Here is a 17351-nt window from a genome sequence, read left to right as displayed (position 1 = left end):
TTGAAGCCGCGACTGTCCGAATTCAACCCACTTAGGTCGGACAAACGCCATCAACAATCGAAAGAAGGTCAGGAAGCCACGCGCCTCAGGGCTCAAGAGCAGCCGGCGCCGCGAACTGCGCCTCGTAGAGCCGGGAGTATGCCCCGCCAACAGCCAGAAGTTCCGAATGGGTCCCCTGCTCCACGATCTGCCCGGCCTCCATCACCAGGATGAGGTGGGCGTCGCGGATGGTGGAGAGACGGTGCGCGATCACGAAGCTTGTCCGGTCCGAGCGCAGTGCGTTCATGGCCTTCTGCACCAGCACTTCGGTGCGGGTATCCACGGAGCTCGTGGCTTCATCCAGGATCAACACTGATGGCCGGGACAGGAAAGCCCTGGCAATGGTGAGCAGCTGCTTCTCCCCTGCGGACACATTGCCGCCTTCGTCATCGAGCAATGTGTCGTAGCCTTCCGGCAGCGACTTCACGAACCGGTCCACATACGTCGCCTGCGCCGCCCCCTGTATCTCGGCCTCGGAAGCAGTTGGCCGTCCATAGGCAATGTTGTCGCGGATCGTCCCACCGAACAGCCAAGTATCTTGAAGGACCATTCCCATCCGCGAGCGCAGCTCCTGCCGCGAGAGGGAGGCGACATCCACGCCGTCGAGCGTTATCCGCCCGGCATCCAATTCGTAGAACCGCATCATGAGGTTCACCAAGGTGGTTTTTCCCGCACCGGTTGGCCCCACAATCGCGATGCTCTGCCCCGGCTCGGCAACCAAACTGAGGTCCGTGATCAGTGGCTTGTCCGGCGAGTACCGGAAGGACACGTTCTCGAACACGAGCCGCCCGCGGCCGGCACCAGCACCGGAAGGGGCAGGCTCGGCTGATTCTTCCTCCTCATCCAGCAAATCAAACACCCGCTCAGCGGACGCTACGCCGGATTGCAGCATGTTGGCCATGGATCCGAGCTGCGCCAGCGGCATGGTGAACTGCCGCGAGTACTGGATGAACGCCTGGACGTCGCCCAGCTGCATGGAACCGGAGGCCACCTGCAGGCCACCCACCACGGCTATTCCCACATACACGAGGTTCCCGATGAAGGTCATGGCCGGCATGATCAACCCGCTGACGAACTGTGCCCCGAAGCTGGCCCGGTACAGCTCCCCGTTCTTCGCATGGAACTTTTCCTGCACCTCGTTCTGCCGGCCAAAGACCTTCACCAGCGCATGGCCGGTGTAGGTCTCCTCGATCTGGCCATTGAGCTCGCCGGTGTCCTTCCACTGCGCCACAAACAGCTTCTGGGAACGCTTGGCGATCAGCAGCGTGGTCCCCAGTGTCAACGGAATCGTCACCAAAGCAATCAGTGCCAGCAGTGGCGAAAGCAGGAACATCATCACCAGCACACCCAGCACGGTCAGCAAGGATGAGACCACCTGGCTGATGGACTGCTGGAGACTTTGCGAGATGTTGTCCACATCGTTGGTCACACGGCTCAGCAGCTCACCGCGCTGAATGGAGTCGAAATAGCGCAGGGGAAGCCGGTGGATTTTCGCTTCAATCCTCTCGCGGAGGCGGTAGACGGTCCGCTGCACGACGCCGTTGAGCACGTACGCCTGCATCCAACCGAACGCTGAGGCCAGGACATACAGGGCCAGCGCCAATAGCAGCACCGAGGACAGCGCACCAAAGTCGATTCCGACGCCGGGTGTCAGGGTCATGGCGCCAAGCATGTCGGCCTTGCTGTCCTCGCCTGAGGCGCGCAGGCCCGCGATCACGTCGGATTTGGAAGCACCGGCAGGCAGCTGTTTAGAGACCACGCCGGCGAAGATCAGGTTGGTGCCTTCGCCCAGCAACCTGGGTCCGATCACGGACAAAGCAACACTGACCACGGCAAATACCAGCACCAAAATTAGCCAGAACCGCTCCGGCCGCAGCGTTCCCAACAAACGCCGGGCCGAGGCACTGAAATTTGAGGCCTTCTCGGCCGGGATGTTCATGCCAGCGAATGGCCCACCGCGGCCAGGTCCCATCGGTGGCCGCTGCGGCCCGCGCGGGCCAGCTGATACAGCGCTCATGCCGCTTCCTCCGCCGCGAGCTGGGAGGACACGATTTCCCGGTACGTTTCGGACGTCTCCAGCAGTTCATCGTGCGTTCCGCGCCCAACGATCCTGCCGTCGTCGAGCACTAAGATCTGGTCCGCGTCGGCAATGCTGGAGACCCGCTGGGCAACGATGACCAGCGTGGCCCCGTTGGTGTGCCGTTTCAGGGCCTGCCGGAGCCGGGCGTCGGTGGCGGTGTCCAAGGAAGAGAAGGAATCGTCGAAGATGTAGAGCTCCGGCTGCTTCACCAGTGCCCGGGCGATCGCGAGCCGTTGCCTCTGCCCGCCCGAAACGTTGGTCCCGCCCTGCGAGATCGCTGCGTCCAGGCCGCCTTCCATCTCCTCGACAAAATCCCGCGCCTGGGCCACTGCGAGCGCCTGCCACAGCTCATCCTCAGTGGCATCGGGCTTGCCGTATTGAAGGTTGCTGCGGACCGTCCCGGAGAAGAGATACGGCCGCTGCGGCACCAGCCCGATGTGCCCCCACAGCAGATCCGGATGCAGTTCGCGGACATCCACGGCGTCCATCCGCACAGATCCTGCCGTGGCGTCGAACAGCCGCGGCATGAGGTTCACAAGCGTCGTTTTGCCAGCGCCGGTGCTGCCGATGATAGCGGTGGTCTCCCCCGCACGCGCGGTGAAGGAAAGCCCGCTCAGTACCGGCTGTTCGGCACCCGGGTAGGCGAATCCGACGTCGCGCATTTCCAGTTCGCCGCGGCGGATGCCTCCGGTAACAGGATTCGACGGCGGCTGGACACTTGAGTCGGTCTCCAGCACCTCGCCGATGCGGTCGGCTGAAACGGAGGCGCGCGGGATCATCACCGCCATGAACGTCGCCATCATGACGGACATGAGGATCTGCATCAGGTAGCTCAGGAAAGCGATCAGGGTGCCCACCTGCATGGAGCCGTCCTCGATCCGGAACGACCCGAACCAGATGACCGCCACACTGGAAACGTTCATCACCAACATGACCACAGGGAACATGAGCGCCATCAAGCGGCCGGCCCACAGCGCAACGTCAGTGACGTCGTCGTTCGCTTTGCCGAACCGGGTGGCTTCCATGTCCTCCCGCACGAACGCCCGCACCACCCTGATGCCGGTGAGCTGCTCGCGGAGGACCCTGTTCACGGCGTCGATCCGGACCTGCATCTTGCGGAACAACGGCACCATGCGCGTCACGATCAGCCCGACCGCCACCAACAGAACCGGTACGCATACCGCGATCAGCCAGGACAACTGCGCGTCCTGGCGTACGGCCATGATCACGCCGCCAATGCTCAGCATGGGAGCCGCGACCATCAGCGTGCAGGACATGAGGACGAGCTGCTGGACCTGCTGGACGTCGTTGGTGGACCGCGTGATCAGCGACGGCGCCCCGAACCTGGTGACCTCCTGCTCAGAGAACTCCCCTACCCTGCTGAAAATCGCGTCGCGGAGGTCGCGGCCCATCCCCATGGCAGCCTTTGCCCCGAAGTACACGGCCACCACAGCACACGCGATCTGCAACAGGGTGATCAGCAGCATGAGGCCGCCCATACGCAGGATGTAGTCGGTATCCCCGGTGGCAACGCCGTTGTCGATGATGTCGGCATTGAGCGTCGGCAGGTACGGGGAGGCGATGGACTGCGCCAACTGGAAGACGACGACGGCGATCAGCAGCCGCTGATGCGGCCGCAGGAAGCGAACAAGTACCTTCCACAGCATGCGGTCTCCGAGCCAGAGCGATGTGAACCGAAGGCCAGTTTACGTCTGGTTGCTGCGGGCAACTAGAGGGAGCTGAGGGGTAATGCCAGGGACTCCCTCCCCCTGCCGCGGCCCCATAACGTCGAAGTAGCAATCAGCCCGAACAGCACAGGAGACCAACCATGGAAAAGCGCACACTCGGCACCGGCGGCCTGGAAGTTTCCGCCATTGGCATGGGATGTATGAGCATGACAGGCGGCTACAGTGAACGGCCGAACCGCGAGGAAATGATCTCGTTGATCCGCACAGGCGTGGAGCGCGGCGTGACGTTTTTCGACACCGCCGAGATTTACGGACCCTACGCCAATGAGGAACTCGTCGGCGAAGCATTGGCTCCGTTCAAGGACCAGGTGGTCATCGCCACCAAGTTCGGCTGGGACATCGACCCCGCCGCGCGGATAGCCAGCGGCAAGGTCACCAGCCGCCCCGAGGTCATCAAAGAGGTAGTGGAAGGATCACTGCAGCGGCTGGGAGTGGACGCCCTGGATCTCTACTACCAGCACCGGGTTGATCCGGACGTCCCCATCGAGGACGTGGCGGGTGCCGTCAAGGAACTCGTAGACGCTGGAAAAGTGAAGCACTTCGGCATGTCCGAGGCTGCGGCAGGCACCATCCGCCGGGCCCATGCAGTTCTTCCTGTGGCTGCCGTCCAGAGCGAGTACTCGTTGTGGTGGCGCCGTCCGGAGGAAGAAGTCCTGGACGTTTGCGAAGAACTTGGCATCGGCTTCGTTCCCTTCAGCCCACTGGGCAAAGGGTTCCTGACCGGCACCATCAACGCTTCCACCAACTTCGAATCCGGGAACGACATTCGCAGCACCATCCCCCGGTTCGCCCCAGAGGCTATACAAAACAACCAGGCCGTGGTGGACCTGCTCGCCGGAATCGCCGAACGAAAAGGCGCGACGCCGGGCCAGGTCGCCTTGGCATGGTTGCTGGCGCAGAAGCCGTGGATCGTGCCGATTCCAGGCACACGGAAACTGCACCGCCTCGAAGAAAACCTGGCCGCGGCCGACGTCGAACTCTCGCCTGCAGAGCTTGACGAAATCGAGGCGGCCGCGGCGAAAATTACAGTGGAGGGTGGCCGGTACAACGAAGCCGGTGAGCGGATGACGAACCTCTGACCCGCACTAGACAACAGCCTTCCGGCTTAGCCCCAAAAGGGCCGCCTGAGTTCCGGTTCCGCTTTTGGGCAGGTAAGTAAACAGGCGGAGAGCGGGAAACTGCGGGACACCCAGGACCATGGGTGCGAAGCTTAGCCGTCCAAGGTTTGAGTGGTCGTAGACAACGTCCACATGGTACGAGTCGCTCACCACCTGGCGCTGCCACAGCTCGTTGAAGGCCTTCGAGACCTCACAGAGGCTCCGGGCCATGGTGTCGAAACGGGGATCGTCAGGGAACTTGGCGGACTGCGCCCGAAATTGGGCAACCATGGACCGGGCCATCATCTCTTTGTGGACATGGGGCCGGGCAAGCTCCGGATCGGTGAAGAAGCGGTGGAGGCAGCTTTCGCCCACCCGGGTATCAAAGGTGTCAGCGGCGGCCGTGTTCATGGCCACCACCGTCCAGAACGGGTCTGCGATGTAGCTGGGATTTGCCATGGCATCCACCAGTTGCTGCAGAAGCGCCAGCTGGGTGTTGTCGACGTCGAAACGCTGTCCACCGTCCCCGGTCCCAGGAAAGCCATCATTGCCAGCGGTCTGTCTGTTGCCGGCGGCAGGACTGAGCCGGCGACCGGACGCAAGCCTGCGGACATAGGTCCTGTCTTCAGGGCTGAGCTGCAGGGCGTTGGCTATCGCGTCCAGGATCTCCCCGGAGGCACCGATTGCCCGCCCCTGCTCCAGCCACGTGTACCAGGAGACCCCGACGTTGGCCAGGACGGCGACCTCTTCGCGCCTGAGTCCGGGAGTCCGGCGTCGTGGGCTGACCGGTAACCCGACGTCCTCCGGACGGGTCTGTTCGCGGCGGGTACGGAAGAACTCGCCCAGGCGCGCATGGTTGGACCGCGCTTGGTGGGAATCAGAATGATGGGTGGGCATGGGTTCTCCACTAATGACGAGCGTCCGGCCGACCGCTCTGTAGCGGCCGGCCGGACGGACGGGTGAGCAGATCCGAAACCTGGGTCAGGCGGATTTACTGCAGGACGCGCTCCCGTTCGGAACGCACATCCAGTTGCGCATACTCCTCGGACGCCAACCGTACGGCGTCCTCCGGGCTCATGCGTGACTCCAAGTTGAGCAGGCAAGCGATCTGTTCAAGGCGCTCCTCCACGGAACCGGACACCACGTGGAACGGGATCCCCAGCTCATCCATGGTTTGCTGCAGGATGGCGTCCGACATGTTCCGGAACTGATCGTTCACCGGGCGGTGCCCGTCGGCGGAGAGCGGGAGCTCATTCTTCAGATGCACGAACACATCGAAGGAGTTCTGCACGTGCCTCTTGAAGCTGTTGCCAAGGCTCGTCATCACCTCTTCGAAGAAGGCGAGTTCCGGGGTCTTCTCCACGGTTTCGCCCGCAGAAAGATGCGCCGAGGCACTGGGATTCAGGCCAAGGGAAACCCGCACGGACCCATAGATCCATTCCTGCAGGGATGACCCGTCAGAAATGAAGCCTTCCGAGAGCTTGTCCTCGTAGACAGCCCGCTCAACGTGGCGGGTCACGATCATCTGGATAAGCTCCGCTGCCGTGCATTCCTCAAGGGTCTTGCCCGGCGCGGCCTCAGGCAGGATTTCACGCATGGTCCTGGCCCTGGTCCGGGGCAACCCCGTGTAGTGGGACAAGGCCATGGACGTGAACGTCTTGCCCGAGGAGTAGGTACCTGAAATGCCGATGCGCACTGCGTCCGCCTTAGTCGTTGACGAGCTGGAGGGTTCCCGCGGCGCTGAGCTTGCCGGCGAACTCGATGGCGGCGTCGCTGAGGTCAGCCTCGGCAACCTGGCGCGTGCCATCCACATCTCCGTTGAGCACCGTGGGAGCGAAGCGGACGTGCGTGGCGTCCTCGATGCCCACGAAGTTCAGCCAGTCGGCAAAGAAGGTGCTGCTGAAGTCGGAGCCGAACGCGGCCGGCACGCCGGGTGCGTAAACGCCGCTGGTGTGGATCGCCAGGGCCTGCTTGCCCTCCAGCAGGCCGCGGTAGCCCTGCTCGGGGTCGAAACCAAAGCTCCAGCCGGGCTGGGTGATGATGTCGATCCACTGCTTCAGGACGTACGGAACGCCGGAGTTCCACATGGGAATGTTGAAGACGTAGGCGTCGGCAGCTGCGAACTGGTCGAAGACCGCACGTGCAGACTCCCAGGCAGCAACCTGTTCGGGCGTCTGGTCCTGGCCGGTGAAAACAGCCATCTTCGCAGCGGCGGCGACGCGGCCGAAAACGGGCAGCGCGCCGTCGTCGAACAGGTTCAGCGTCTCCACTTCGAAACTCTCCGCACCGGCAGTCTGGACGGAATCGATGAAGTGCCGGGCCAACCGCAGTGAGTCGCTGTTGGCGTAGCGCGGAGAGGCGTTGATGTGGAGGATGGTAGGCATTGGCTTCCTTTCGAGGCTTTGCTTCGGGGACGCTTTGTGCCCCGTCATCGATCCTCACTGACAGCACAGCGCCGCGTAAGAACGCACTTTTTTGTGCCTAGGGCACCTCAAAGTGCCCTGCCCCCAGGGGCTTCCGATCGGCGTAGCAGTCCCTAGGATTCTTCCTGTGGAAGAATCCGGAAGCACTCCCAGCCAAGCTGCTTACACAGACATCGACGGCACCGTCACCGCCTACAACACCATCTTCGACTTCCTTCGCTTCGACGCCACCGAACATGCCCGTGGTGAAGAGGCCGAGGAGTTCCTTGCCGCTTTGCGGACGGCAGCGCTCCACGGAGTCCCACGGTCTGTGACAAACGCCCGCTACTTCCGCTGGTGGCACGGCCGAAGCGTCGCAGAGGTGGCGGAACTCGGCGAACGCTGGGCGGACCTGCAGGCTGAGCAGCCCTCCGACTGGCCGTTCCTGGAGCCTGTGACGTCGCTGCTGGACGCCCACCAGGAGGCCGGGCGGCAGCTGGTGGCGGTGACGGCATCGTTCGAGCCGGCCTTGGTACGGGTTCGACGGCGATGGCCCCGCCTTGAGCTGTTATGCACCCGCCCCGTGGTGGCCGATGGCAAGTACACGGGTGGGATCGAGGAAGCACTGGTGGGTGCTGCCAAAGCTCAGGCCGTCCTGGCCCACGCGTTAGGGAACAACGTGGATCTGGCGGGCAGTTTCGCTTACGGGGACCATCATTCGGACCTGCAATTCATGGCGCTGGCGGGGGAATCCCTGGTGGTTGACGCCAAGCTGAGGGTCTCCGCCACGCCGGTGAGTTAAGGTTTACGACACCGTTCCCCCAGCTGTCATGGCCCCCAAGTAAACTGTGCCCACCAGTCCACTTGATGAGGAAAGTATTGGGGATATGACTCTCACGGCTGAACAGAAACGCCAGAAAGCCCAGAAGCACTACAACGCTTCATTGGACCTATGCCCGGCCCGGCAATTGCTGGAGGCCATCAGCAGCAAGTGGGTCACGTTGGTGATGCTAGCCCTTGAGGACGGGCAGCAGCGCCACAGTGACCTCCGCAAGCTCATACCCGGGGCCAGCCAGAAGATGCTGACATCCACCCTGCGCTCCTTGGAACGCGACGGTTTGGTCCTGCGGCATGTCACGGTGTCAGTCCCCATTCGGACCGACTACGAACTTACGCCCCGTGGCCGCTCACTCTTGCGCATCATTTTCGAAATGAAGGAGTGGGCCGAGGAACACATGGATGATGTGGCTGCTTCCCGCATGGAGCACGACCGCCACCGGCTAGCGTTCAACTGACGGCCAGGACCCCGGCGTGCACCTGTTTTGCCTGCACCATGCCGGAGGAACCACGGCCAGTTTCGCAGGTTGGCGGTTCGACGGCGTAGCGGTCACCAAACTTGGTTACCGCGGCAGGGACTTCACATCCCTGGGTGCGGCTGCTGATGCCCTCGCACAACGCGTGACAACGTCCACGTACGCCCAGCTCGCCCTTTATGGCCACAGCATGGGAGCTGTCCTCGCTTTCGAGATCGCCCTCCGGCTCCAGCACACCGGCCGTGTGGCACATCTTTTCCTTGCCGCCGCGCGCCCGCCCTCGGGAATGAACGACGCCGGTGCTGCCGCAGTTACCGCTGCGGGCGCGCTGTCCCCGCGTGCCCGGGAGGTCCTTCTTGAGGACCTCGATCTTCTGGCGGGATATCCGGGAAGACCACCCAGGACACAGTTGGAAGTTCCAGTCACCGTCCTCTTTAGCGCCGACGATCCCGTAGTTCCTGTTGCCGATGCCCTGCGATGGTCAGCGTGGTGCGCGACCGAACCGCGGTTGATGAAGCTGGGCAGCGGGGGTCACCTGTTCCATGTGGGAAACCCGGCCGTGCGTTTGCTCGTGGAACAGACACTTTCCCCGGAGCCTAGTAGGGACGCACACACGGTTTAGCGCCACGAATAAGGCCTGGCGACACCCGAATATGGGTGTCACCAGGCTTTTATCCGTGGCGCTAGGCTTTATCCGTGTCCGGCCTCTCCTTCGCGCGGGGTCGTTTAAGCTCCCGCGCTGATGAGTTCCCGGTCCGTGCTCTGGTTCTCCAGGGCCGCCTTCCCGGCAGCGAAGACCGCCGTGATTTCCGCGACGCGCCGGCCCAGATGGGCGGCCGTAGCAATATCCGCGGGGTGGACGCCCTCGATGCCGACGTCGGAGAACGTTTGCGCGGCAGCACCATTGAAGTATCCGAAGCGGTTGAGGTCGTTTTCGGTGCCCTTGGTGCTCTTCCAGCCGGGGAGCAGTCCGAGGTTGATCCAGTTCATGCCGTGCTGGGCGCCGAAGGTTGCGAAGTAATCCAGGGTGGAGTTTTTGTCCCCTGCCTTGCACGCAGCGTTGGTGAAGCCCGCACCCAGTTTGTTGTGCCACTTCTGCACAGCCCAACGGCCTGCGGTCTTTTCTGCAAAGGCGTGGAATGCAGAGGGCGCGGTACCCATATACGTGGGTGCGCCGAAGATGATGGCGTCGGCCTCATCGATGAATTTCCAGGACTCTTCGGTCAGTTCATCCACGCGCAGGAGGGCTGCCTGGGCGCCCGTCGAGGCGGCAGCGGAGACCACTGCGTCCGCAAGGACCTTGGTGTGACCGGAACCTGAATAGTAAACAACTGCAATCGCCGGAGTGGCCATGGGTGTCCTCACTGTCTATCTGGGTCTATGGGATGGGAATAGGTAATTCGTTAGTGGGCTCTGGCTAGACGGCGGGCTGCAAGGCCAGCTTTTCGGTCACCAGTACAGCCGCGACGCGGGCAGTTCCTGCATCGGCGAGTTCGAATTCGTCCACGCGCACGCCGAACTTGCTGCTGAGGATGACGGCCGCTTCAACAAGCGACAGTGAATCGATGTCCAGGTCAGCGAAGGTGTCGTCCGGGCCCATGTGGCTGAGCTCGTCCATGGTGGATCGGATGGCCTCGACTACGTCCAAAGCTGTAATTTCCATTGGTTTCCCCCCTCTGTAATGTGGCCCGGGATGGCCGGGCCACGATGATCCTGCAAGGCACCGTGCCCGCAGGAATCGGTAGTGGCCCTAATGCGGGTCCACAACCGAGATCGAAGGCCAGGTCATGGCGACGGCACCCCAAGTGGTTCCCCCGCCGAAGGCCGTCAGGACCACTTTGTCCCCGGGAGACCTGTGGCCCTTGGTACCGGCGTCGGTCATGGCCAGTGGGATCGAGGCGGCGGACGTATTGCCTACCCTGTCCAGATGGACCTCGGCTTTGGAGCCGGGTATTCCGGTCACCGAGGCCACCGTGTTCAGGATCCGCAGGTTGGCTTGGTGGGCGATCAGGGAGTCGACGTCGTCGGCCGTCCAGCCAACGCTCGCCAGCACGGTTTCCACGGAGTCTGACATTGCTGCCACCGCTTGCGTGAACACTTCCTTGCCCTGCATTTCGAAGAAGGCACCCGCGTTGCGTGGTACGTGAATGAGCGTTTCCCCGTTTCCGTCCGAATGGAGCGTTGAGGCGAGGATGGCGCCGGGCTCGTCAGCCGTCCCGACGGAGAGGTACGCCGCTCCAGCTCCGTCCCCGAAGATCACGGATGTAGTCCGGTCCGTCGGATCCAGCAAGCGGGTGAACGTGTCCGCGCCGATCACCAGCGCCGAGCTCACGGAGCCTGAAGTGATGGCCCAGCTGGCCGTAGCCAGCGCGTAGACGAATCCTGAACAAACCGCGGAAATGTCGAAGGCGGCAATTCCATGGAGTCCAAGGTTCGCCGCAACCTTTGGTGCAGTGGCCGGGCAGACTTTATCCGGCGTCGAGGTCGCGACAATCAGCAGCCCAACACTAGCGACGCCGGCACTTGCCAAGGCTCGCCGCGCGGCTGTGGTGGCCAGGACGCTGGTGCTTTCGGTCTCGTCCGAGTGGCGGCGTTCAGCGATGCCGGTCCGGCGGCGGATCCACTCGTCCGAGGTGTCCATGACGGTGGACAGGTGCTCATTGGTAACCACGCGTTCGGGAAGCGCGCCGCCCAAGCCGCGGATCACGGCGGATCTCGCGCTCATTGAACAGCCCCAGCGGGCAGTTGGTGAGCGACGCTGCAAACTACTTCGCCGCCGTCGAACCTTCCCACCACGTCGGCACAGCGCCAGAACCCGCCGTCCTTCCCGATCAGCCGGCTCTTCCGGAGGCGCACCTCCAAGCCAGTTCCCGGCCCGCCCCCAATCTTCGGGCCGGGACCGGTAAAGGTGATCCGGGCTTTGCGCATCCAGAGAGTGTTGCTGTCGGAACGGTCCATGGCGTCCAAGCGGTAGAGCAGGACCTGCCCCAGTTGCAGGGTGGCCACGAAGTACTCGACGGCGGACAGCGCCTGGGGGTAGGCAGCTTCCAGTCCGCGGCGGTCACCGAGCAGGCGGCCCAACGTGGGTTGCTGACGAAATGAGAGCTGCGCGTGCGCTGTATCAAAACCCGGTTCAAGGACCACGTCCAGCAAGGAAACCTGCCGTTCTGCCCACAGCCCGCCATAGAGGCGGGTGGCGGATTCGCCCACCAATGCTTCTTCTGAGGGTGACTGGACGGACGCGAGCCCGAGTTCAGCCGGGGCGTGGGCTACTTCGAGGACCGCGGTCATGGAGGCCACCGAGCACCTCAGGACGGACCCGTTGGCGAGGTCCTGCAGCGTAGCCTTGCAGCCAAGATCACCCAACGTGCCTTCCACAGGTTCACTGCCGCCGGAAATGGTGAGGGACGTCAGGTAGGCAGCAGGCAATATCTCCGGCGAATACCTGCTGGCCAGCAGGGCTTCTGCCATTCTGGCTGCAAGGACAAGGACGTCCGTGGTGCCAAGATGCGGGGTCTGCTTCACGTTGCCTTTGATGGACCAAACTCCCTCAACACCCAAGCCGGCGCGGGCAGTCAGCGTGGACTCAGCGACGGTGTGGGAAACGCGAAGGTTCCGCAGCCGCGGGTTGGTGGCCTTGTAACCGTGGCTGAAGAAACGGCGGCGTCCGTCTCCCAGGAGGTCGTCGATGGAGGCGTAACTCTCGGTGGCGGAGTGTAGGGCAAGGGGCATGAGGGTTCCTTGGATCGTCATCGGCGGTGATCCAAGACTCCACTGCGGCAGCGCCGGCAACCAGTGTCCGTGGATGGTGGTGGTGGGAACACCACCCTGCGCTGAAGACCCTGCCCGCGTCAGCCCCGGACAGTAGGCTGGAAACGTTCGTGTTGATCCGCATCGAAGGGACCTGGGCTTTGGCTTACATCACTGTCGGAAACGAAAACAGCACTGAGATCGAGCTTTTCTACGAGGACCACGGGACCGGCCAGGCAGTTGTCCTCATCCACGGCTACCCGCTGGACGGTTCATCCTGGGAGAAGCAGACCGCCGCACTGCTCGACGCCGGTTACCGCGTCATCACCTACGACCGACGCGGGTTCGGCAAGTCCAGCCAACCGACTGAAGGCTATGACTACGACACCTTCGCCGCGGACCTGAAGGCGGTGATGGACACCCTGGACCTCAACGACGCCGTCTTGGTGGGCTTCTCCATGGGCACCGGCGAGGTTGCGCGCTACATCAGCACGTACGGTTCGGCCCGCGTTGCCAAGGCTGCGTTCCTCGGCTCGCTGGAGCCGTTCCTCCTGAAAACCGACGACAACCCGGATGGCGTTCCGCAGGATGTTTTTGATGGCCTTACCGAGTCCGTCAAAGCCGACCGCTACGCCTTCTTCACCGACTTCTTCAAGAACTTCTATAACAGTGACACCTTCCTCGGCACCGCACGCCTCAGCCAGGAATCCGTGGACGCCAGCTGGAACCTTGCCAGCAAATCCGGCGCTTTCGCATCGGTCGCCGCCCAGCCCGCATGGCTGACGGACTTCCGCGCCGATATTCCCAAGATCGATGTACCGGCCCTGATTGTCCACGGAACCGCGGATAACATCCTGCCCATCGACGCCACCGGCCGACGCTTCAAGGACGCGCTGCCCAGCGCCGAGTATCAGGAAATCGAGGGCGCACCGCACGGCATGCTCTGGACACACGGCGCGGAAATCAACGAAGCATTGCTGGCGTTCCTCAAGAAGTAGCCTTGGAGTTTGTGTACAGCCCTTGACCTCTCGAACGTGCTTGGGGGCGTTAGCTGTACACAAACTCCTACTTCTTGAGCCGCAGCTTGCGCGCCTTTGTGCCGTTTTGCAGGTACTCCTGCTCGGTGGCTTCGCCGGAGTTGCGTTCCATCGCGTGCAAAACACCGTACGTGAACGCATCGTTTCCGACGTCCGTGGCCGAGCCCAGCTTCAGCAGTTCCGCGCGCGCCATCACACTGTCCTGATGGTCGCCCAGGATCGACTGGACTTCGTGGGCCGCATCCCCCACTTTCGCCGCGCGCTTCCCATGGATGCTCTCCACGGCCGCGGCGGCGAACCGCAGCTTTTTCGCGGACTTTCGGACCTCGTGAAACGCCGTGTCGCGTTGAGGCCCGACGGCGGCACCCATCGCGGCGTCGTGGCGTTTGCCTAGCCGCTTGGCTGCTTTGTTGACGAGCTTCGCAGTGGTCTTCCTGGCCTGTGAATTCCCCTTCGGCGACACCGGCGGCGCGTCAATGAAGGCCTCCAGTTGGTCCATGAGCCGGAAGTAGCGGGGGCTGTTCAGCCGGTTCTTGATGGCCGACATTGCAGCATCCGCCCTGACTGCCATTCGCTGGTCGAGTTGGTCATGCAGCGGCCCAAGGACCAGTTTTCCCGGCAGTTCATCAAGATGGTTCCTGAGGCGTTCATGCAGGACCTCCACGTCGCGGTACCGCCCCAAGGTTTTGGCCAGCGACTTCAGCTCGGTCTCCAGGTCCCGCACAGGGGCCGTTGTGAAGAGCTTGCGGTACGTGTGCAACACCGAACGGATACGCCGTATCAGCGAACGCATCTGATGGACTGAGTCATCCCGGCCCAACCTGACGTGGGCGTCCTGAAGCAGCAGGTCTGCAATCTGGGTGTCCAAATAGTTGAGCACAGGAACCACTGCTGATCCCTTGTCGATGGAGATTTTCCGGTCAGTTCCCTTTTGCGCCGGCCAGGAATCACCCAATGCGGTGGCCAGCTTGGACGTTCGTTCGCTGAGCGTCGCTCCGGAGTCCGAGAGTTGCCGAGTGAGAGTGTCCAGAAGGGCATCGTCGGCTCCATCGGACGCAGCAAGCTCTACTTCCCATTCCCTCCACTCAAGCTCCCGGGGCCCACCGACCACCACGTCCGCGCGGACGTGGTCATCCACGAAGTCGGCCACGCGTTCGCCACCGCTGCCGTAAAGGGCGTAGCTGGTGCGTTCTGTCCTGAGGGTGGCGACTGCCGCCACGGCATGGCCGCGGGTGTACGCGAGCACACGGTCCATAAGTTCCACGGGGACAGTATCCTCAGAGCCCAGCGGTGCCTGGATTTCGGTTCGCTTGCCGGGGCTGAGCGGCAGTTTGAGGTGCCAGCCGGCGTCCGGTCCACCGGTGCGTCGGCGCAACGTGATTCCGCGGGCGGCGAGGGCCAAGTGCCGCGTATCAAAGTAGATGGCTTCCAGGCTCTGACTGGCGGGTTGGCCTACTTTTTCGATTTCGTCGATCAGGTGGAGCGCGGGTAGCGGAGTGGACGCGTCGGCATCGAATTTTCGCTCAGCCTCCACATTGCTGGACGTCGCCATGGCTGTCAGAACTCCCTCTGCAGTTTGTCTCGTTATGCCGCGAGGGCCGGCCCGTTGTGGTGGCCGGCCCTCGTTGGAGCTATCTATTGGTGCTGTATCCAGTTTGAGCCAGTCCGAAGCCTGGCGCTAGAGGCAAGGCGCCTGAGACCAGGTGCTAGAGGCCCGGAGCGCGCGGCTGAGGCGGCTCGGCAGGTCGTTCATTGGCCGCGGGCGCTGAGACATCGGCCCCGGGAGCCGCGAGGTCAGGATCGACGGGCGGGAACTCAGCCGTGGCTGCTCCGCCGCTTCCGAACGTCTCACCGGTGTCATCAACATCGCCGCCGGATACGGTGCCGCGCCAGGCGCCGGTTTCATGTCTCTGTGCCTCGATGAACTTCTTGAATTTGTCCAAATCGGCGCCCACCCGCAGGCTGTCCACGCCGAGCGCGGAGCCCGTCTTTTCCGCCAGGCCTTCCGGCTCCCACACGATCTCAACATTGACCCTTGTCCTGCTTGGATTCAGGGCTTCGAAGCTCACGGTGCCCCCATTGCGGGGACCATCGACGCTGGCCCAGCTGACAAGCGAGTCCGGGACTTGCTCGATGATTTGGGCGTTGTACTCGCGCTTCACTCCGCCAACGTTGGTTGAGAAGTGAAGTCCCGTTTCATCGATCTGCTGTACCGACTCCACACCGTTCATGAATTCGGGGAAGGTCTCGAACTGCGTCCACTGGTTGTAGGCAACAGATACAGGTACATCTACTTCAATTGACTTATTAACCGTAGCCATAGGTTTTGCTCCTTCGATCGTGTCTCGGGTGCTCATGCGGTACTGCGGGCGGCGCGCCAGCCAGCTGGCTGCTTAACCAGTGGCGCGCCAGTCAAAGCGCGCCAGCCAAAGCTCTTAGCCGGCGTCGAAACTTTCTTCGTCATCGTCGTTGGGGGACTCTTCCTGAGGAAGGTCGTTCCCGCTGCCGTCCGGCAAGTTATCGTCGCTGCCTTCCGGCTGCGTGGACTGCTCGGCGTGTGACTGCTCGTCGATTCCGCCGAATCGGCCGGCGCCAGGCTCCCCGGCGCTGTCTGAATCCTCCGGATCCAAGTGACTGAGGTTCGGTGCGCCGGTGGCGTAAGTTTCGCCGTCGGGGCTGTCCTGGCTCAGGCCGGCCTCGGTGAGGTCCTCTTCAACGCGGGGCTGTGCTTGCCCTCCGCCTGATTCCTGCTCGGCGGTAGGAGTGCCGTAGCCTCCCACTTCCTCTTCCGGTGTGGCCTCGTGCTTGTCCATGTGACCTGTCCTTTCCTCAGCGGTGAACGTGTTTATGGAACTCTTCGAACCTATAAGTGCAGCTGGCAGTATGTCCATGCTCTAACGAAAATAGACAGCAGACTTAGCAATTTGCGCTTGAAAGCGTTACTGTTCGGCTCCCCCGTCAAAGCCTCATCACGACGGTTGCGGAATTTCGCAGCCGCCTTGGGGATCCATGCCCATGTAATTCAATGGACCCGCGACCACATTCAAGGCGATCGTGGCAATCTGTGAACACTGCGCGGGCGGAGTCGTGAAGTAACCCCGCTGACCCGCCGCCACGGCTCCGATAATGAGCCACACGAGCACGAACAGCCCGATTATTGAACCTATCCGCATCACTACCCCAATCGCTGAACTGACAACCCCCAGCTATTAGTAAGCATACTGACAAAGGCGCTGAGGACCAAAAGAAACGCGGCCGCGGACCGGGATCACTCCCCTCCGCGGCCGCGTCCGCCCTGATCAATCCGTAGGGTTGGTTTCGGTTGTCAGACCACGATTGTCCGCAGTCCGTTCGTCCTTCTCTTCTGCCGGCCCGGATGGGTTGGCTGATTCGCTGGGACCAGCGTCGACGGCGTCTTCCGGACTTTCCGACGACGAATCACCCACAGGCACTTGGTTGCTCGATTCCGGCGTCCCGGGATCCCTGGGAATGGGATGTCCGGGGGTTGTTGTTCCATCGCGAACCTGCGCAAAACCGGCAACTTCGCTTGGATCAGTCGTCATGCGCGTGACCGGCCACGACCCACTACCCAGCCAATAAGGGCCAGCACCAGCAGGATGATTCCCACCCACAGCAGGAAGCTGAGGGCTTGGTTGAATCCGCCGACGAGGAGCAAGATGATCGCGATAACACCCGCAATTATCAAAAGTGTATTCATTGAGCTACGCATCCCTTCAATAACGGTTGTCTATTCAGGAAGGCGTCCGCTGGTACTCCATTTCTGAAGCGCCACCCATGCCAACGGGCACCGATCGGAGAATTACTTCTCCATATCGCTTACGTACCCCCACGGAATTAGGTTCAAACCGAACCGCGGCCCGTGAG

The 17351-nt window shown here is 62.5% G+C and carries 19 protein-coding genes; 5 read left to right on the top strand and 14 right to left on the bottom strand.

Going from position 1 to position 17351, the window contains the following annotated elements; translation table 11 throughout:
• Positions 1-85: 85 nt before the first annotated feature.
• Positions 86-2056 (bottom strand): ABC transporter ATP-binding protein, encoded by a 1971-nt coding sequence (locus AC0J5Z_RS05965; protein WP_475038137.1) that lies wholly within the window; start codon positions 2054-2056, stop codon positions 86-88.
• A complete protein-coding gene (locus AC0J5Z_RS05960) occupies positions 2053-3786 on the bottom strand; it encodes an ABC transporter ATP-binding protein (protein WP_475038136.1) in 1734 nt (577 codons plus the stop codon). The genes AC0J5Z_RS05965 and AC0J5Z_RS05960 overlap by 4 nt, the downstream gene beginning before the upstream one ends.
• Positions 3787-3947: 161 nt before the next feature.
• On the opposite strand from AC0J5Z_RS05960, the gene AC0J5Z_RS05955 reads away from it, so the two are divergent.
• Positions 3948-4946 carry an aldo/keto reductase gene (locus AC0J5Z_RS05955; protein ID WP_475038135.1) on the top strand — a complete coding sequence of 333 codons (999 nt, stop codon included), beginning with the start codon at positions 3948-3950 and terminating at the stop codon, positions 4944-4946.
• A gap of 6 nt (positions 4947-4952) precedes the next feature.
• Here the strand turns inward: AC0J5Z_RS05955 and AC0J5Z_RS05950 are convergent, their stop codons facing one another.
• The 3 genes from AC0J5Z_RS05950 to AC0J5Z_RS05940 form a co-directional block, all read right to left on the bottom strand.
• The gene (locus tag AC0J5Z_RS05950) at positions 4953-5861 is read right to left on the bottom strand and encodes a helix-turn-helix transcriptional regulator (protein WP_475038134.1); all 909 of its coding nucleotides are present in this window, start codon (positions 5859-5861) and stop codon (positions 4953-4955) included.
• A gap of 94 nt (positions 5862-5955) precedes the next feature.
• Complete coding sequence (locus AC0J5Z_RS05945) at positions 5956-6660, bottom strand: AAA family ATPase (RefSeq protein ID WP_475038133.1); 705 nt, start codon at positions 6658-6660, stop codon at positions 5956-5958.
• 10 nt (positions 6661-6670) lie between these two features.
• The gene (locus AC0J5Z_RS05940; protein WP_475038132.1) at positions 6671-7348 is read right to left on the bottom strand and encodes an FMN-dependent NADH-azoreductase; all 678 of its coding nucleotides are present in this window, start codon (positions 7346-7348) and stop codon (positions 6671-6673) included.
• A gap of 166 nt (positions 7349-7514) precedes the next feature.
• Between AC0J5Z_RS05940 and AC0J5Z_RS05935 the strand changes: the two genes are divergently transcribed.
• The 3 genes from AC0J5Z_RS05935 to AC0J5Z_RS05925 all read left to right on the top strand — a co-directional run bounded on the left by AC0J5Z_RS05935 (position 7515) and on the right by AC0J5Z_RS05925 (position 9301).
• On the top strand, positions 7515-8168 hold the full coding sequence (locus AC0J5Z_RS05935; RefSeq protein ID WP_475038131.1) for an HAD family hydrolase: 654 nt from the start codon (positions 7515-7517) through the stop codon (positions 8166-8168).
• 85 nt (positions 8169-8253) lie between these two features.
• Entirely contained in the window at positions 8254-8661 is a 408-nt protein-coding gene (locus AC0J5Z_RS05930) for a winged helix-turn-helix transcriptional regulator (protein ID WP_475038130.1), read from the top strand.
• A 16-nt stretch (positions 8662-8677) separates the two neighbouring features.
• Complete coding sequence (locus tag AC0J5Z_RS05925; protein ID WP_475038129.1) at positions 8678-9301, top strand: thioesterase II family protein; 624 nt, start codon at positions 8678-8680, stop codon at positions 9299-9301.
• A gap of 104 nt (positions 9302-9405) precedes the next feature.
• On the opposite strand, the gene AC0J5Z_RS05920 is transcribed toward AC0J5Z_RS05925, so the two are convergent.
• The 4 genes from AC0J5Z_RS05920 to AC0J5Z_RS05905 all read right to left on the bottom strand — a co-directional run bounded on the left by AC0J5Z_RS05920 (position 9406) and on the right by AC0J5Z_RS05905 (position 12411).
• Entirely contained in the window at positions 9406-10032 is a 627-nt protein-coding gene (locus AC0J5Z_RS05920) for a flavodoxin family protein (RefSeq protein WP_475038127.1), read from the bottom strand.
• Between the two features lie 64 nt (positions 10033-10096).
• A complete protein-coding gene (locus AC0J5Z_RS05915) occupies positions 10097-10342 on the bottom strand; it encodes an acyl carrier protein (protein ID WP_475038124.1) in 246 nt (81 codons plus the stop codon).
• 87 nt (positions 10343-10429) lie between these two features.
• Entirely contained in the window at positions 10430-11404 is a 975-nt protein-coding gene (locus AC0J5Z_RS05910) for a beta-ketoacyl-ACP synthase III (protein WP_475038122.1), read from the bottom strand.
• Positions 11401-12411 carry an AvrD family protein gene (locus tag AC0J5Z_RS05905; protein ID WP_475038121.1) on the bottom strand — a complete coding sequence of 337 codons (1011 nt, stop codon included), beginning with the start codon at positions 12409-12411 and terminating at the stop codon, positions 11401-11403. Before AC0J5Z_RS05905 ends, AC0J5Z_RS05910 begins: the two co-directional genes overlap by 4 nt.
• Positions 12412-12590: 179 nt before the next feature.
• On the opposite strand from AC0J5Z_RS05905, the gene AC0J5Z_RS05900 reads away from it, so the two are divergent.
• Complete coding sequence (locus AC0J5Z_RS05900; protein WP_475039584.1) at positions 12591-13427, top strand: alpha/beta fold hydrolase; 837 nt, start codon at positions 12591-12593, stop codon at positions 13425-13427.
• Positions 13428-13494: 67 nt separating this feature from the next.
• Here the strand turns inward: AC0J5Z_RS05900 and AC0J5Z_RS05895 are convergent, their stop codons facing one another.
• The 5 genes from AC0J5Z_RS05895 to AC0J5Z_RS05875 all read right to left on the bottom strand — a co-directional run bounded on the left by AC0J5Z_RS05895 (position 13495) and on the right by AC0J5Z_RS05875 (position 17184).
• On the bottom strand, positions 13495-15018 hold the full coding sequence (locus AC0J5Z_RS05895) for a CYTH and CHAD domain-containing protein (protein ID WP_475038120.1): 1524 nt from the start codon (positions 15016-15018) through the stop codon (positions 13495-13497).
• 154 nt (positions 15019-15172) lie between these two features.
• Entirely contained in the window at positions 15173-15787 is a 615-nt protein-coding gene (locus tag AC0J5Z_RS05890; RefSeq protein WP_475038118.1) for an SRPBCC family protein, read from the bottom strand.
• 114 nt (positions 15788-15901) lie between these two features.
• Positions 15902-16357 (bottom strand): hypothetical protein, encoded by a 456-nt coding sequence (locus AC0J5Z_RS05885; RefSeq protein ID WP_475038117.1) that lies wholly within the window; start codon positions 16355-16357, stop codon positions 15902-15904.
• 408 nt (positions 16358-16765) lie between these two features.
• Positions 16766-17029, bottom strand: a complete 264-nt coding sequence (locus tag AC0J5Z_RS05880) for a hypothetical protein (RefSeq protein ID WP_475038116.1) — start codon at positions 17027-17029, stop codon at positions 16766-16768.
• Positions 17026-17184 carry a hypothetical protein gene (locus tag AC0J5Z_RS05875; RefSeq protein ID WP_167532113.1) on the bottom strand — a complete coding sequence of 53 codons (159 nt, stop codon included), beginning with the start codon at positions 17182-17184 and terminating at the stop codon, positions 17026-17028. The genes AC0J5Z_RS05880 and AC0J5Z_RS05875 overlap by 4 nt, the downstream gene beginning before the upstream one ends.
• Positions 17185-17351: the final 167 nt, after the last annotated feature.

The sequence above is a fragment of the Paenarthrobacter sp. TRD_SC_7 genome, assembly GCF_056156245.1.
The sequence above is the reverse complement of the archived record's forward strand: the minus strand, read 5'-3'. Positions and strand labels throughout refer to the sequence as shown.

Coding starts and splice junctions, on each gene's coding strand:
- AC0J5Z_RS05880 (WP_475038116.1), bottom strand. CDS start 17,029: ATGACGACTGATCCAAGCGAAGTTGCCGGTTTTGCGCAGGTTCGCGAT.
- AC0J5Z_RS05950 (WP_475038134.1), bottom strand. CDS start 5,861: ATGCCCACCCATCATTCTGATTCCCACCAAGCGCGGTCCAACCATGCG.
- AC0J5Z_RS05930 (WP_475038130.1), top strand. CDS start 8,254: ATGACTCTCACGGCTGAACAGAAACGCCAGAAAGCCCAGAAGCACTAC.
- AC0J5Z_RS05955 (WP_475038135.1), top strand. CDS start 3,948: ATGGAAAAGCGCACACTCGGCACCGGCGGCCTGGAAGTTTCCGCCATT.
- AC0J5Z_RS05965 (WP_475038137.1), bottom strand. CDS start 2,056: ATGAGCGCTGTATCAGCTGGCCCGCGCGGGCCGCAGCGGCCACCGATG.
- AC0J5Z_RS05960 (WP_475038136.1), bottom strand. CDS start 3,786: ATGCTGTGGAAGGTACTTGTTCGCTTCCTGCGGCCGCATCAGCGGCTG.
- AC0J5Z_RS05895 (WP_475038120.1), bottom strand. CDS start 15,018: ATGGCGACGTCCAGCAATGTGGAGGCTGAGCGAAAATTCGATGCCGAC.
- AC0J5Z_RS05940 (WP_475038132.1), bottom strand. CDS start 7,348: ATGCCTACCATCCTCCACATCAACGCCTCTCCGCGCTACGCCAACAGC.
- AC0J5Z_RS05920 (WP_475038127.1), bottom strand. CDS start 10,032: ATGGCCACTCCGGCGATTGCAGTTGTTTACTATTCAGGTTCCGGTCAC.
- AC0J5Z_RS05915 (WP_475038124.1), bottom strand. CDS start 10,342: ATGGAAATTACAGCTTTGGACGTAGTCGAGGCCATCCGATCCACCATG.
- AC0J5Z_RS05885 (WP_475038117.1), bottom strand. CDS start 16,357: ATGGACATACTGCCAGCTGCACTTATAGGTTCGAAGAGTTCCATAAAC.
- AC0J5Z_RS05910 (WP_475038122.1), bottom strand. CDS start 11,404: ATGAGCGCGAGATCCGCCGTGATCCGCGGCTTGGGCGGCGCGCTTCCC.
- AC0J5Z_RS05905 (WP_475038121.1), bottom strand. CDS start 12,411: ATGCCCCTTGCCCTACACTCCGCCACCGAGAGTTACGCCTCCATCGAC.
- AC0J5Z_RS05890 (WP_475038118.1), bottom strand. CDS start 15,787: ATGGCTACGGTTAATAAGTCAATTGAAGTAGATGTACCTGTATCTGTT.
- AC0J5Z_RS05875 (WP_167532113.1), bottom strand. CDS start 17,184: ATGAATACACTTTTGATAATTGCGGGTGTTATCGCGATCATCTTGCTC.